12 protein-coding genes are annotated in these 14,715 nt (G+C 64.2%); 9 read left to right on the top strand and 3 right to left on the bottom strand.

Annotated elements, in window-relative coordinates; translation table 11 throughout:
• Positions 1-200: 200 nt before the first annotated feature.
• From Azoinq_RS02000 to Azoinq_RS02025, 6 genes are all read left to right on the top strand, one after another.
• Entirely contained in the window at positions 201-1,226 is a 1,026-nt protein-coding gene (locus tag Azoinq_RS02000) for an ABC transporter substrate-binding protein (protein ID WP_216127113.1), read from the top strand.
• Complete coding sequence (locus Azoinq_RS02005; RefSeq protein ID WP_216127111.1) at positions 1,223-2,065, top strand: ABC transporter ATP-binding protein; 843 nt, start codon at positions 1,223-1,225, stop codon at positions 2,063-2,065. The genes Azoinq_RS02000 and Azoinq_RS02005 overlap by 4 nt, the downstream gene beginning before the upstream one ends.
• Positions 2,066-2,099: 34 nt before the next feature.
• Entirely contained in the window at positions 2,100-2,933 is an 834-nt protein-coding gene (locus Azoinq_RS02010; protein WP_216127109.1) for an ABC transporter permease, read from the top strand.
• A 20-nt stretch (positions 2,934-2,953) separates the two neighbouring features.
• Positions 2,954-4,456 (top strand): SCO family protein, encoded by a 1,503-nt coding sequence (locus Azoinq_RS02015; RefSeq protein WP_216127107.1) that lies wholly within the window; start codon positions 2,954-2,956, stop codon positions 4,454-4,456.
• Between the two features lie 46 nt (positions 4,457-4,502).
• Entirely contained in the window at positions 4,503-5,510 is a 1,008-nt protein-coding gene (locus tag Azoinq_RS02020) for a CoA transferase subunit A (RefSeq protein WP_216127105.1), read from the top strand.
• A 558-nt stretch (positions 5,511-6,068) separates the two neighbouring features.
• Positions 6,069-6,905, top strand: coding sequence for a CoA-transferase subunit beta (locus Azoinq_RS02025; protein ID WP_216127103.1), 837 nt, complete (start codon positions 6,069-6,071; stop codon positions 6,903-6,905).
• A 96-nt stretch (positions 6,906-7,001) separates the two neighbouring features.
• On the opposite strand, the gene Azoinq_RS02030 is transcribed toward Azoinq_RS02025, so the two are convergent.
• The 3 genes from Azoinq_RS02030 to Azoinq_RS15175 all read right to left on the bottom strand — a co-directional run bounded on the left by Azoinq_RS02030 (position 7,002) and on the right by Azoinq_RS15175 (position 10,270).
• Positions 7,002-7,535, bottom strand: coding sequence for a carbonic anhydrase (locus Azoinq_RS02030; protein ID WP_269751304.1), 534 nt, complete (start codon positions 7,533-7,535; stop codon positions 7,002-7,004).
• A 485-nt stretch (positions 7,536-8,020) separates the two neighbouring features.
• Entirely contained in the window at positions 8,021-9,214 is a 1,194-nt protein-coding gene (locus Azoinq_RS02035) for a hypothetical protein (RefSeq protein WP_216127097.1), read from the bottom strand.
• 222 nt (positions 9,215-9,436) lie between these two features.
• Positions 9,437-10,270, bottom strand: a complete 834-nt coding sequence (locus Azoinq_RS15175; protein WP_332460834.1) for a rhodanese-like domain-containing protein — start codon at positions 10,268-10,270, stop codon at positions 9,437-9,439.
• A 291-nt stretch (positions 10,271-10,561) separates the two neighbouring features.
• On the opposite strand from Azoinq_RS15175, the gene Azoinq_RS02045 reads away from it, so the two are divergent.
• The 3 genes from Azoinq_RS02045 (at position 10,562) to Azoinq_RS02055 (ending at position 14,667) form a co-directional block, all read left to right on the top strand.
• Positions 10,562-11,950, top strand: a complete 1,389-nt coding sequence (locus tag Azoinq_RS02045; RefSeq protein WP_216127096.1) for a pyridoxal-phosphate dependent enzyme — start codon at positions 10,562-10,564, stop codon at positions 11,948-11,950.
• Between the two features lie 543 nt (positions 11,951-12,493).
• Entirely contained in the window at positions 12,494-13,669 is a 1,176-nt protein-coding gene (locus tag Azoinq_RS02050; protein ID WP_216127093.1) for a trans-sulfuration enzyme family protein, read from the top strand.
• A 209-nt stretch (positions 13,670-13,878) separates the two neighbouring features.
• Entirely contained in the window at positions 13,879-14,667 is a 789-nt protein-coding gene (locus Azoinq_RS02055) for an enoyl-CoA hydratase (protein ID WP_216127088.1), read from the top strand.
• Positions 14,668-14,715: the final 48 nt, after the last annotated feature.

Genomic DNA, 14,715 nt, shown 5'->3' on the forward strand with positions numbered 1-14,715 from the left:
AAGCCCGGGGAAAAGCCCCGGACTGTGCCGATGCGCCCCCTAAAAAGACCGGCCCAGGCCGATCCACCAGGCCCGCCCGGGAAGGGCCAAAGCACGGCCAACATATAACCTTACGAACTAAACAAATCTAAAAACATTATTTTTCGGTTATTTGCCACCTGCCTATAGTGGCCCCATTCAACCGATAAACAGGAGCAACCATGATCTCTCGTCGTTTCGCCCAACGCCTGCTGGCGGCCCTCGGGGTCGCCGCCGGGATCGCCGCCGCCCAGGCGGAAACCCTCAAGGTGGGCTATCTCCCGGTCACCGGCCACGCCAAGTTCTTTGTCGCCAAGGAACAGGGCTTCTTCAAGAAAGAAGGCCTGGACGTGGATTTGATCGAATTCCAAAACTCCGCCGACGGCCTGAACGCCGTGGTGGCGGGCAAGCTGGACGTGGGGGCCTTCGGCACCACCGCCCCCCTGGTGTTCTATTCCAAGGGGGCCAACATCAAAATCATCGGCGGCATCATGGGGGGCGACGCGGCCCTGGTGGTGAAGCCGGAGGTGGCTGCCTCCTTCCGCAGTCTGGCGGACCTGAAGGGCAAAAAAATCGCCACCGTGCGTCTGGCCTCCGGAGACGCGGTACTGCGGGGCGCCCTTAAGGACGCCCACATCAACTGGAAAAAAGACCTGCACATCTTCGAACTGAAGAATCCCCCCGCCGTCATTGAGGCGGTGAAATCCGGCCAGGTGGATGCGGGCCTGGTGTGGGGTCCCCACGATCTGCGGGCGGAACAGCAGGGCCTCAAGGTGGTGCTCCACTCCACCGCCCTCCAACCCGGCCACCCCTGCTGCCGACTGGTGGTGAGCGGCGGCAAGCTCAAGGACACAGACACCCTGGAGCATTTCCTCCGGGCCATTCTGGAAGCGGAGCACTACACCGCCACCCACCGCAAGGAAACCATCGACGCCATCCAGAAATACGTGAAGCTGGACCGGGCCCTGCTGGAAAAGGGCTACTACTCCCCCTACCTGGATCAGCGTAGCGATCCCAATGTGAAGGGCACGGAAAAGTTCTGGCTAACCATGGTGTCCTCCGAGTTCGCGGAAGGAAAATGCCCCCTCCAGCCCATTTTTGAACTCTCCCTCTACCAAAAGGCCCTGGAATCCCTGGCCAAGGAAAATCCCAAAGACCCCTTCTGGCAAACCCGTCTGAAGGAATTCAAGCAAAGGGATGTGCTATGAGCGCCCAACCGATCAAAGCCAACTGGAATCAGGCCCCCGCCGCCCCGGCCCCCCGGGAAGGGCTGGTCATCGACCAGGTGTCCTTCGCCTACGGCGACGGGGAGCCAATCCTCCGCAAGGTAGCCCTGGAAGTGCCGGAAGGCACTTTCCTCACCCTCCTGGGCCACAGCGGCTCGGGCAAATCCACCCTGCTGCGCCTCCTGGCCGGCCTGGAAAGCCCCAGCGGCGGCCTCCTGAGCTGGCGCGGTGAGCCCATCACCGGCCCCGGCATTTCCCGGGCCGTGGTGTTCCAGAACTACTCCCTCTTCCCCTGGATCAAGGTGGTGGACAACGTGGCCCTGGCCGTGGCCAAGGCCCACCCGGATTTCAGCCGGGCAGAACGGCGCAAGCTAGCCCGGGAGGACCTGGCCCGGGTGGGGCTGGCGGAAGCGGCAGACAAATACCCCTTCCAGCTCTCCGGGGGCATGCAGCAGCGGGCGGCCATCGCCCGGGCCCTGGCCCTGGAATCCCCGGTCCTGCTCATGGACGAGCCCTTCGCCGCCCTGGACCCCATCAACCGGGGCAAGCTCCAGGATCTGCTCCTGGAAGTCTGGCAAAGCACCAGCCCCCGCCGCACCATCGTCTTCGTCACCCATGACGTGGATGAAGCCCTCTATCTGGGGGACCGGGTAGCGGTGCTGGGTTCCTCCCCGGGCCGGGTGCTCACCGAACTGGCCGTGCCCTTCCCCCGCCCCCGGGGCCGGGCCCAGTTCTTTGCCGACCCGGTCTTCCACCGGCTCCGGGAAGAAATTTCCGACCGCCTGGATACGGACGTGTTGAGCGGTCTGGCCGCCGCCTAAGACCCGACCCTAACGAGAAACAAGGAGCAAAACCATGAGTAAAACCTTAACCCTGGATCAGGAAGCCGCCCTGGTGGCGGAATCGGAAAGCGATCTCGCCCCCCGGGCCGCTAAGAGCGGCAGCGGCTGGCGCTTCAACTGGGAAGCCGCCCTCCTCTGGCTGGCCCTGCTGGGCGCCTGGCAGGTCTATAGCCTGTTCGTGGATCAAAGCACCAATCCCATTCTGCCCGGGCCCCAGACCGTGGCCCACGCCCTCTGGGAATCCCTTCCCGAACTGGGCACGGGCACCCTTTCCTCCCTGCTCATCCTGGTGCCCGGCTATCTCCTGGCCGTGGTCCTGGGGGTCAGCCTGGGCCTCATCACCGGCCAGGTGCCCCGCCTGGGCCGGGCCCTGTTCCCCTTCGCCAAGGTGGTGGCCCCCGTGCCCCCCACGGTGTACATCCCCTACGCCATCGCCGTTCTGCCCACCTTCCACCTGTCCGCCACCTTCGTGGTCTTTATCGGCGCCTTCTGGCCCATTTTCCTCAATGCGGCCTCCGGCGCCCTGGCCCTGGAAAAGCGCCACCGGGACAACGCCCGGGTGCTGGGCTTCACCCCCTGGGAAAGCCTGCGCCGGGTGGTCTTCCCCGCCAGCCTGCCCCACATTTTCTCCGGCATGGCCGTGGGCCTGGGCTTCTCCTTCATTCTCCTCACCGTGGCCGAGCTGTTCGGCGCCAACGCGGGCCTGGGCCGCTTCGTCCAGTATTACGCGGACTTCGCCGACTACCCCCGCATGGTGGCGGGCATTCTCTACACCGGCCTGATCACCTTCCTGGCCATGACCGCCCTGGACAAGCTGCGCCATCGGGCCCTGTTCTGGCTGCGCTGACCCCTGGAATCGAGGCCCCCATGTCCGCCCACGCCCTCCGCCCCTCCCGGCCCGCCGCCCCCCAACAAGGGCAACGCCGCCCGTCCCGCCCCGCCCCCGGATCGGGACGGGGCCTGCTCCTGGCCGGACTGGTGGGCCTGACCCAGGCCGCCTGGGCCGGGGAGGCCCTCCCGTCCCGGCCCCTGTCCGGCCCCGCCCCGGCGACGGAAGCGTGGACCACCGGGGCCCCTCAAAGCATAAACACCGCCGGCACCCCGGGGGAGGCTCGGGAAGCCGCCCCCCTCTTCGCCAGCAGCAGCAACGATCTGGCGGCGGAGGCGGCGGCCGCCCGGCGGGAAGGGCGGCGGCTGGTGGTGGCCTTTACCCTGCCCGACTGTCCGGGCTGCCGGGAAATGGGCCGGGAGGTATTCCCCGATCCGGCCACCCGGACCGCCTTCGCCCACCGTTTCCGCACCGTCCACGTGGATCTGGCCGCCAGCGCCCCCTTGGTGGGTCCGGACGGCAAGACCTGGAACCGAGTGGAATTCGCCCAGTCCCTCCACGCCTACGCCACCCCCTCCTTCGCCTTTTTCGATGACCAGGGGGCGTTTCTCTACCGCCACACGGGCACCCTGGACCGGGCCGAATTTCTGCGCCTGGGGGATTACGTGGCCAGCGCCGCCTATGAGGACCAGCCCTTTGTGCCGGGCCAGGCTGTCGGCCACCAGACCCACGCCGGTAAAAGCCACCAGGCCTCCGGCGTGGCCCCGACCCTGCGAGCCGACGCCCCGGACCCGGGCCTGCCCCGCCATCCCCAGTTCCGCCTCACGGACAGCCAGGGCCAGAGCCGCCGCTTGAGCGACTTTCGGGGCCGGGTGGTGGCCCTGGCCGTGGGTTACACCCGCTGCCCGGATGTGTGCCCCACCACCCTGAGCAGCCTCAAGGCCGCCCTGGAAGCCCTGCCGGAACGGCTGCGCCGCCGGGTCCAGGTGATTTTCGCCACCCTGGACCCGGAGCGGGATAGCGCAGCCCTGCTGGGGGAATACACCGCCGCCTTCGCCCCCCGGGGCGGCCTGCCCTTCCTGGGTCTGGGGGGCAATCCGGAAGAAACCCAGGCCCTGATCCGCCAACTTTCCCTGGTGGCGGAAAAACGCCCGGCCCCGGGCATGGATTACACCCTGGATCACACGGCGGGCATTTTCCTCATCGACGCCCAGGGCAAGCTCCAAGGGCTGGAACCCTACGATGGCCCCCTGGCGGACCTTCAGGCCGATCTGGCCACCCTGGCCGCTGGGGCTCGGCCGGCCAAGGCTCTGGCCCCCACCGCCGAACATACGGCGTCCCCTCGGGCAGCCCCTTCGATCAAGGCCTCTCGCCACGGTGGCCCCACCGCCCGGGCCCCCAGGGCCGCCCCAGCCCCAGCGCCCCTGGGGCTTCAGGATCAGCCGCCCCCCAGCCCTGAGGCCCACCCGGCGCCCCGATCCGAGCCGGTGGCCCGGGCTGCCCTTTCCCCTTCCGGGCCGGACCCTGTCCCTCCCCTTTAACTGGAACGTTTCGGACCTTTTCGCCCTTCACTTTTGCGAGCCTGCCATGTCTTTGAACAAACTGCTCCCCCTGGCGGAAGCCGCCAGCCGTTATGCCGCCGACGGCATTCAATACGCCTCCGGCGCCGCCCTGCCCGTGGGGGCCGACCCCACGGTTTTTGGCCGAGAACTGGTGCGCCAGGGCCGTCGGGACCTCCACGCCATTTTTAACTGCAACACCCAGCAACTGAATCTGCTGGCCGCCGCCGGGACGGTGAGCAAGGCGGAATGCGGCTTTTCCGGCCTGGAGGGCTTCGGCTTTGCCAACGGCCTGCGCCGGGCCGTGGAAGGGGGCAAGCTGGCCCTGGAGGATTACTCCAATCTGGCCATCGCCCTGCGCTTTCTCGGCGGCGCCCTGAACTGGCCCTTTGTCCCCGCCACCACCAACATCGGCTCGGACATCCAGTTCCGCAGCGCCTTCGCCCCGGACGACTACCCGGCCCAGGCCAAGATTCCGGACATCACGGACCCCTTTTCCGGCCGCACCATCGGCGCCTTCTCCCCCTTGAAGCCGGACCTGGCGGTCATCCACGTCACCCTGGCGGACCCGGAGGGCAACGCCATCATGATCGGCTCGGAATGGAGCCGCTTTGAAATGTCCCGGGCGGCCAAGCGCCTGGTGCTGGTGGCGGACCACATCGTGGATGGGGCCTGCATCCGCCAGTATCCCAATCTGGTCCGCATTCCCAGCCTGATCGTGGATGCGGTGGTGTGGTGGCCCTTCTCCGCCTGGCCCGCCGCCTCCCCCGGGGTCCATGACGTGGACGAAGCCCACATGAAATTCATGAACCAGGCCCTGGCCACGGAGGAAGGCACCTACCGCTACATCCAGGACTACATTTTCAGCTACCAGACGGTGGACGATTACCTGGCCCTCATCGGCCAGGAAACCCTGGAAAAACTGGCCGCCACCCCCAGCGCCTTTCTTCTGGACCCCTACCGGCAATGGATCCTGCCCCGCCAGGACGTGGAAGCCCTGCTGGCGGAAAACCGGGTACTGCGGAGAGCCGCATGAATCGGACTACTCCCGGCAGCCCTTCCGGACAAGGCCGCCCCACGGCCTTAAGGGGAGAGGCAAACGCTAGATCGCCTATCCACGCCACTCTCCAGGCGATTTTTGGGGCCATGGGGCGGGGTTTTGGCCCGGTTCCGGCCTTGGGAGGCCCATCCCTCCGCCGAGTCAGGAGCCAGGGGGGTTCCGTAGAAGGGACCAAGGCCGAAGGAGAAGGACGCCCCGCTGCCCCCCGGCTGGCCCGTGGGGAACGGCACCCGGCAGCCCAGCCCCAGACCAGGGCCTTGGCCCAGGCCGGTACCCAAACCCGACTTCAGTCCCGGGCCCCGCTTCCGTCCCCAGGCCAGCAGCCCTGGCCTGCCAAGGCCGAGCAGCCGACCTATCACCCCCATCAGCCCCCGGTTCAGCCCCATGCCGATTGGCACGCCTACACCCGGCAGCGGCTCCTGGCCGCCTGGCTGGGACGAGCCCCCAAGTCTGGGCAAACAGCTCCTGGCCTGGGTCCTGCCCCCGCAAACCCGGTAGCCCCTCTCCCCTCCTTTTTTCCCCTTTGAGATTGCCATGACCACTGCCACCGCCTCCCTCGCCCCCCGGGCCGAAAAGCCCAGCCTCAGCCGCTATACCCGTCAGGAAATGATGGCCATTGCCGCCGGACGGGAAATCAAGGATGGGGAAATGGCTATTTTCGGTGTCGGCCTCTCCCTCCTGGCCGGCTTCTTCGCCCAGGCCCACCACGGCCCCCATATCCGCTCCCTCACGGAAGGGGGCGTCTATGGCGCCACCCCTATCGGCGGCCTGCCCTGGGGCATTGAATGCAACCGGCTGTGCACCAACGCCACCTCCTTCACCAACGGCCTGGACGCCCTGGGCTTTCTCGTCGCCTCCGGGCGCTGCGACGTGGGCATTATCGGCGCCGCCCAGGTGGATAAATTCGGCAACGTGAATACCACGGGCATCTGGAACGGGGAAATCGGGGACCATTTCCGCCCCCCCAAGACCCGCCTCACCGGTGCCGGGGGCGCCAACGACATCGCCAGCGGCGCCAAGCGCACGGTGATTATGGTGAGCCACGAGAAAAAGCGCTTTGTGGAAAAGGTGGATTACCTCACCTCCCCCGGCTACCTGGAAGGAGGGGATTCCCGGGAACGCTACGGCTTCGTCGGCCAGGGCCCGGCGGCCATTGTCACCACCCTGGGCATCCTCCGCCCCCACCCGGAAACCAAGGAATTCTGGCTGGACGCCTATTTCCCCTTTTCCAGCATCGACGAAATCAAGGCCAACACGGGCTGGGACCTGCGGGTCGCCAACGACGCCCACATGGTGCCGCCCCCCACTCCCCGGGAACTGGAAGTGCTGCGGGAGGTGGATGAAACCGGGATGCTGCGGCGGGAAAAATAGGGCGCCCCCCAGGGCACCAGGCACAAAAAAGCCCGGGAAGGATCGCTTCCCGGGCTGCTTTTTTTGGGGCTGGGGGTTCCCCGCCCCAAGGCGCCGTCAGAACTTGGTAGCGTTGATGGCGTAGTTATCGGACAGGGGCACGAACTGCTTGCTTTCCCCATCCAGGGCGTCGATCACGCCCCGTTCAATGTCATAGACCCAGCCGTGCAGATTCAGCCGCCCGTGGGAAATGGCCAGGGCCACCGCCGGGTGGGTCTTGATATTGGCCAGCTGGGCAATGACGTTTTCCCGAACCAGGGCGTCCGCCTTTTCCCGCTGGGTGGCGTACTCATTGGACTCCACGATGGCCTTGGCCGCATCCGCATAGCGCAGCCAGTGGCCCACGGCGGGCAGATGGTCCAAACACTGGCAGCTGGAAATGGCGCCCATGGCCCCACAGTTGGAGTGGCCGCAGATGACGATATCCACCACCTTAAGGGCGGATACCGCATATTCCACCGTGGCCGAAACACCGCCGGGTTCGGGACCGTAGGGGGGAACGATATTCCCCGCGTTGCGGATGACGAACAGGTCGCCCGGATCCTGCTGGGTAAACAGCTCCGGTACCACCCGGCTGTCGGAACAGGTCACAAACAGCGCTTTGGGGCTCTGTCCCTCTGCCAGCGTCTTAAACAGGCCGGCTCTCTGGGGATACACCTCACGTTGAAACTTCAAGAACCCTTCTATTATTTTTTGCACAGACAAAGCCTCCAGATTGAAACAACACACCCCGTTACCGGGCGCAGGCGCAACCATCCGAACGGCCCCCTCTCTCCAGGAAACCGCCCGTCCTGCTGATGGTGATATTAGGCCCTTCGGCCTAGGGGGCCAAGGGGCGGGGGTGCGCCTGAACTAGCCCCGCTGGCGCCGGGGGAAGCCCTTGGCCCGCTTCGATGCGTTGCGGTAAGCGGACCACCGCCGGGCTGGTTGGTAATGGAGAAAGGGCCACCCCAGCCGAGGAAAAGGGATTCTCAACGCTGGGCTATTCGACTGAAGGAGAAGGAAATGGTTCAGAAGATGAGGGTTCCCAAAACCTCACCCCATAAAGCATCGCGGGGAAACTATCCCAAAGGCTTTTAAATAGATACCCACTGACTCGGGTCAGGTCTCCATTGGTCTGAAATGGGCTTTTCAAGAAGAGCGCACACATAATGTCCCAAATCAATTCCCAAACAATCCTTGGCCGCCTGCAACCCACTATCCTCAATCTTGGCTTGGCGGACAAATTTAACGAAGGCAGGCCAATTCTTGTTCATTTGTTCGACAAGAATTCTGGCCAATTCGTAAGAAAGCAAACTTCCCTCGTCTGGGCGGAAAAAAGACGCTCCACTCCAAAACTGTTGGATTCTCCTTTCTTCCCAGAATGAAGCATGCATATTCCGAAGTTCGTTTATGGAATAGAGCATATATTTTGTACCGTCAATGACCAAGCGTTCCGTATTGACGGCCAAGCCCTCATCTATCCAGTTGGGCAAGTGTAAATAAGCCAAGGCACAATGGGTCAGCTCATGGGCAATAATCGGCTCCATTTTTGTTAATTGGTTTGCCGTCGCCACAAAATGTCCAACCCCCTTCTTTATAAACATCCCAGAGGAAAAGGAAAACTCCCCTTCATCCGGGTAATAGCAACCCACGTAGTTGTAGTAGGTATCCTCGTCATGCAGCACGACGAAAATGATCGTCTCTTCGCTATCCCACTGGGCAATCTCTTCGCTAAGAATACTGAAAATTCGCTGACGGGCGGTGACAATAAAATTGGCCGTAGCCATAGCCACGCGAGGCTCCAGGGGTGACAAAACGAAAACACCATTTTTTTCAAACAGTGAATATTTTTTGCCAAGCATCTCTCGCAGGTAAATTAACCACGCTTTTTTGGCATCAACCATGGCTTTCCGGCGCAATTCCTCGCTTTCCAGCTTTTCCAAGAAATTTTCAAAAGCATCCCAATCCAGCAAAGGAAAGCCATTGACCATGGACAAATTGGACTTCACGGAAAATTTTTCCGATGCACCGACGCCGATCTCATCGACAGCCTCTTCCAGCACAAAACCAGGCGGTAATTCACCAATGGGTATATTTTCGAATTTTTCTTTTCTGGTTTTACCTATTGCATTTAGAATCGTCATAAAAGACAAAACATAAGGCACAAGCCAAACACCGACTATTTTTATGAACTTACGATGCTCGAATTCATCTTCTTTTTGAATGAGATAGGTCGCAGTTAAATTCAGCGCCCCCCAAATTCCCAAAAACACTAAAAATCCAGACATTGAATCGCCCAATTCAACAAATTCAAAAAAAAATGGCGAGCAACTCACCTCATAATATTATGACATAAAACTAATCATAAAAAATTTTTGACTTATTTTTATGTGATTTCAATTAGTTACAAAAAAAATGGGCAGCACCATCAGCCATTCCAATTCACCAGCCCCCCTAGCAATTAGCCATAACAGACTGATTCCATTAAAAATGTGACGGCTTGGCGCCCCCTACTGCCGCCACGGCAGCTGTTTATTCCGCCAGCCATTCACCGTGCGCTGACCCCGGCCATCCTTGTCCCCTTCAAAACCTTCCAGCACATTGAAGCATTGCCGGTAGCCGGCCCGGGCCAGTTGGGTGGCGGCCCGGTGGGAGCGTTGGCCGGAGCGGCAGAGGAGGAAGACCAGGGCATCCGGGGCCACTTCCTGGCGCAGGCGGGGGAGAAAATCCGGGTGTTCGGTCCAGTCCGGGTATTCCATGAATTCCACTTCCAGGGCCCCGGGCACCCGGCCCACCAGCTCCCATTCGGGGCGGGAGCGGATATCCACCAACCGGGCGTCGGGCCTGAGTTTGAGCAGCAGCCAAGCCTCTTCCGGTAACAGGGCCCCCGCGTAGGGCAGTTGCTCCGCTTCTCCCCGGGCGCGGGCCCGGGCCAGGATGATGTCTTCTTCCATGTCCCGCTCTCCTTGTTGATCAATGGGAGCCCGCACCGGGCCGGCGGCTTCCGGTAGGGGCAGGCCATCCCCCAGCACCTGGCGGATGGCGGCATTGCCCCCCTGGCCTACGGCTTTATCCAAAGGGTGGGGGCTCCCGGCCGGGCCACAGCCTGCTTCCGCCAGGGGCCGTACCGTGCCCGCCGCCAGGCTGCCCAGGGCCCACACCGCCCGGGCATCCCCCGCATCCGCCGCATTGACCAGGGCCAGCAAGCGCTGGGGCTGCTGCCGGGCCCCCAGGCGCACATCCACCAGGGCCCCGGGGCGATGGCGGCGAATACGGTCCAGCCGTTCCGGCAGATCGGCCCGCCGGGCGGCGGCGGGGTGGCTTTCGATAAGAAAGAGGGGCATGGGGCACTCCGAGGGCAAGGGAATGACATGATCCTAGCCCGGCGCCAATAGCTCACGAAGTTATATTTAATTATTTTTTTATACCTAAAACTTATCTTAAGGTCCGGCCACTCCCCCTGCCCTCCGCCCCAAAACCCAGGGGAAACCGGGTCCAGGCCCCCCCTATCCGGTTTTTCCCCGGGCCTTATATAACCGTCTGTTATCGTTTTATCGCCACTTATTCTTTTATAGCCATGGCATCCGGTTCTAAAGTGTCCGGGTCTTTTCAACGCCCCTCACGGGAGCCCTACCATGACCAAAACCGCTTTAGCCACGCCCCCCCGCAGCAGCCTGGACCTGATTGGGGCCACTCCCCTGGTGGAAGTGACCCACTTTGATACGGGCCCCTGCCGCCTCTTTCTTAAACTGGAAAGCCAAAATCCGGGGGGCTCCATCAAGGACCGGGTGGCCCGGACCATGGTGGCGGCGGCGGAACGGGACGGCCTGCTGAAACCCGGCGGCACCCTGGTGGAAGCCACGGCGGGCAACACGGGCCTGGCCCTGACCCTGGTGGCGGCCCAACGGGGTTACAAGGTGATCCTGGTGGTGCCGGACAAAATGAGCCAGGAGAAAATTTTCGCCATCAAGGCCCTGGGGGCCCGGGTGATCATGACCCGCTCCGACGTGGGCAAGGGCCATCCGGAGTATTACCAGGACATGGCAGAACGGCTGTCCAAGGAAATTCCCGGGGCCTGGTACGCCAACCAGTTCAGCAATCCGGCCAATCCCCTGGCCCACGAAACGGGCACGGGCCCGGAAATCTGGTCCCAGCTCAAGGGCCGGGTGGATGCGGTGGTGTGCGGCGTGGGCAGCGGCGGCACCCTCACCGGCCTGACCCGCTTTTTCCGCCAGAAATCCCCCCGGGTGAAAATGATTCTGGCGGACCCGGCGGGCTCCGTGCTGGCGGATTACGTGGCCCACGGCTACATCAAGGAGGCCGGTTCCTGGCTGGTGGAAGGCATCGGGGAAGACTTCGTGCCCCCCATCTGCGACCTGTCCGGGGTGCGGGAGGCCTATACGGTGCCTGATTCGGAAAGCTTCGCCGCCGCCCGGGAGCTGCTCAAGAAGGAAGGCATCATGGCCGGTTCCTCCAGCGGCACCCTGCTGGCCGCCGCCCTGCGCTACTGCCGTACCCGCACCCGGCCTGAGCATGTGGTGAGCCTGGTGTGCGACCACGGCAACCGCTACCTGTCCAAGATGTACAACGATTACTGGATGTCGGATCAGGGCTTTCTGCCCCGGGAAGTGCGGGGCGACCTGGGGGATTTGATCGCCCGCCGGGCCGAGGAAGACGGGCTCATCACCGTGGCCCCGGAAGACGCCCTGCTCACCGCCCATGGCCGCTTCAAACTCTATGACGTTTCCCAGCTCCCGGTCATCAACGGGGACGGCAAAATCGTGGGCATTATCGACGAGTCGGACGTGCTCCTGGCGGTGGCCAGGGATCAGGCCAATTTCCGCCTACCGGTGAAAAAGTTCATGACCACCCGGCTCACCACCCTCTCCCCCAGCGCCCCCATCAGCGACCTGCTGCCCCTCTTTGACCAGGGCCTGGTGCCCATCGTCATGGACGGGGACCAGTTCCTGGGCCTGGTGACCCGCATCGACCTGTTGAACCACCTGCGGCGCAAGCTGAAATAGGCCCCAGGCGACAGGAGGAGAAGGAAGCGACGGGCCAAGGTGCAAAGCAAGGAGCGAAGCCGCCTTAAGCCGATCCCCTCGGCCCCCCACCGGGGCAGAAAAATGCCCGGACAGGGAAGCAGGACGGCCTTCCGGGTTTTATCCCGGTGGAAAGGGCCGAGGGACGGGCACCTTCCCGGTAACTCCGGGGAAAAGCCCAGCCCTCGGGCTTTTCCCTGGTCCGGCAGTCCCCAGCCCCTTTGTTCGGCCCCTTCCGGCCCCGTGGGATAAGGCCCGCTCCGAAACGGCCCTTTCCGCCCCCACACGGGGGACAAGCCGGGGGCCGGGAGGGCTTAGGGGTAAAAGGCGGACGGGAAGCTCGAAAGGGAAGCGCCATGCCCGGTTCCCCAGCCCCAGTCCTCTACCCCCCCGCCCAAGCCCAGTCAGGCCCTTCACCGCCCCTAACCCGCTCCAGCCGGTCGCTGCCTGCCCAACTCGCCCCCAGCCCTCATTGACCAACCAGACCAACCAATTAACCCCCAGACCTCGTTTGAAAGTTGCCCCATGACCCAACCCGGTTTTTCCACCCGCGCCATTCACGCCGGCCAAGCGCCGGACCCCAGCACCGGCGCCGTTTCCGTGCCCATTTACGCCACCTCCACCTACGTCCAGGACGGCCTGAACCGGCCCAAGACCCGGGACGGGGCGGTGTTCGACTACGCCCGCAGCGCCAACCCCACCCGGCTGGCCCTGGAAGCCTGCGTCGCGGACCTGGAAGGGGGCCGTCAGGGCTTCGCCTTCGCCTCCGGTCTGGCCGCCGCCGCCACCGTGCTGGAACTGCTCCCCGCCGGTAGCCACGTGGTGGCCTCCGACGATCTGTACGGCGGCTCCGTGCGCCTCTTCAACCGGGTGCGCAGCCACTCCGCCGGGCTCACCGTGACCTACGCGGACTTTTCCAGCTGGGAAAGCATCGCCGCCGCCCTTACCCCGGAGACCCGGATGCTCTGGGTGGAAACCCCCAGCAATCCCCTGCTCAAGGTGGTGGATCTGTCCCTGGTGGCCGCCATCGGCAAGGAACGGGGCCTGCTGACCGTGGCCGACAACACCTTTGCCAGCCCCTGGATACAACGGCCCCTGGAACTGGGAATCGACATCGTCACCCACTCCGCCACCAAGTATTTAAACGGACATTCGGATGTGGTGGCTGGCGTGGCGGTTACCGCCCGGGCCGATCTGGCGGAGCGCCTGGCCTTTCTGCAAAACGCCGCCGGGGCCGTGCTCGGCCCCTTCGACGCCTTTCTCGCCCTGCGGGGGGTCAAGACCCTGGCCCTGCGCATGGAGCGCCACAGCGCCAACGCCCTGGCCGTGGCCCGCTGGCTGGAACGGCATCCGGCCATCGCCCGGGTCTATTACCCGGGCCTGGTCAGCCATCCCCAGCACGCCCTGGCCCAGCGCCAGATGCGGGCCTTCGGCGGCATGGTGTCGGCGGTACTGAAAGGGGGCCTGGAAGCGGCCCGGGGCCTGATCGAACACACCCAGCTCTTCGTCCTGGCGGAAAGCCTGGGAGGGGTGGAAAGCCTGATCGAGCTGCCCGCCCTCATGACCCACGCCTCCGTGCCCCCGGAACAGCGCCGCCGCATCGGGGTGGAAGACGGCCTGGTGCGCCTCTCCGTTGGGGTGGAAGACGTGGCGGACCTGATCGCCGACCTGGATCAGGCCCTGAAACAGGTGCCCCACTGAGGACTGGGGACGACGGCCCCGGCGGCGGCTTTTCCCACCGTCACCGGGAACCGGCCGGAGCGGGGCGCACCTAAGCTTTAGGCCCCCGGCTTCCGGGCCGGAGGGCCCCGGGGCCATGGGCGAATCCCACGCCCCGGCCCCGCCCCAGGCTTTAGGCAAAACCGTCGTCCCCGGCTTTATTTCCCTTTTCCTTTTTTCCGGAGGACCCCATGTCCCAAGAAGAACCCATCCTGCTGCGCCAGGACGCCGACGGCGTCGCCCACCTCACCCTCAACCGGCCCCGGGCCCGCAACGCCCTCTCCCGGCCCATGATCGCCGCCCTGCAAAAGGAACTGGACGCCATTGCCGCCGCCCCGGATATCAGGGTGGTAGTGCTGGCGGGCAACGGCCCGGCCTTCTGCGCCGGCCACGATCTGAAGGAAATGCAGGGGGCCGACTATGGCCGGGCCTACGCGGAAGAGCTGTTTGCCGCCTGCGCCACCCTCATGGAACGCATTGTCCATCTGCCCCAGCCGGTGATCGCCCGGGTGCACGGCATTGCCACCGCCGCTGGAGCCCAGCTGGTGGCCAGCGCCGACCTGGCCATCGCCGCCGCCGACGCCCGCTTTGCCACCCCCGGGGTCAATATCGGCCTCTTCTGCTCCACCCCCATGGTGGCCCTGTCCCGCAATGTTTCCCACAAACACGCCATGGAAATGCTCCTCACCGGGGACCTGATCGACGCCCCCACGGCGGAACGCTTCGGCCTTATCAACCGGGCCGTACCGGCGGAGGAACTGGATGCCACCGTGGCGGCCCTGGCCGCCAAAATTGCCGCCAAGTCCCGGCTCACCCTGGCGGTGGGCAAGGAAGCCTTCTACCGCCAGGCCGAGCTGCCCCTGGAACAGGCCTACGCCTACGCCAAGGGGGTGATGGTGGATAACCTCCAGGCCAAGGACGCCCGGGAAGGCATTAACGCCTTTATCGAAAAACGGGTACCGGTGTGGTGCCACGCCTGATGTACCGGGGGCCCCGCCGGGCCCCCGGATTGGCCCCCCAGTTTTCTC

The organism is Azospira inquinata (assembly GCF_018905915.1).
GTDB classification, from domain to species: domain Bacteria; phylum Pseudomonadota; class Gammaproteobacteria; order Burkholderiales; family Rhodocyclaceae; genus Azospira; species Azospira inquinata.

Coding starts and splice junctions, on each gene's coding strand:
- Azoinq_RS02000 (WP_216127113.1), top strand. CDS start 201: ATGATCTCTCGTCGTTTCGCCCAACGCCTGCTGGCGGCCCTCGGGGTC.
- Azoinq_RS02055 (WP_216127088.1), top strand. CDS start 13,879: ATGTCCCAAGAAGAACCCATCCTGCTGCGCCAGGACGCCGACGGCGTC.
- Azoinq_RS02025 (WP_216127103.1), top strand. CDS start 6,069: ATGACCACTGCCACCGCCTCCCTCGCCCCCCGGGCCGAAAAGCCCAGC.
- Azoinq_RS02005 (WP_216127111.1), top strand. CDS start 1,223: ATGAGCGCCCAACCGATCAAAGCCAACTGGAATCAGGCCCCCGCCGCC.
- Azoinq_RS15175 (WP_332460834.1), bottom strand. CDS start 10,270: ATGCCCCTCTTTCTTATCGAAAGCCACCCCGCCGCCGCCCGGCGGGCC.
- Azoinq_RS02035 (WP_216127097.1), bottom strand. CDS start 9,214: ATGTCTGGATTTTTAGTGTTTTTGGGAATTTGGGGGGCGCTGAATTTA.
- Azoinq_RS02020 (WP_216127105.1), top strand. CDS start 4,503: ATGTCTTTGAACAAACTGCTCCCCCTGGCGGAAGCCGCCAGCCGTTAT.
- Azoinq_RS02010 (WP_216127109.1), top strand. CDS start 2,100: ATGAGTAAAACCTTAACCCTGGATCAGGAAGCCGCCCTGGTGGCGGAA.
- Azoinq_RS02050 (WP_216127093.1), top strand. CDS start 12,494: ATGACCCAACCCGGTTTTTCCACCCGCGCCATTCACGCCGGCCAAGCG.
- Azoinq_RS02015 (WP_216127107.1), top strand. CDS start 2,954: ATGTCCGCCCACGCCCTCCGCCCCTCCCGGCCCGCCGCCCCCCAACAA.
- Azoinq_RS02045 (WP_216127096.1), top strand. CDS start 10,562: ATGACCAAAACCGCTTTAGCCACGCCCCCCCGCAGCAGCCTGGACCTG.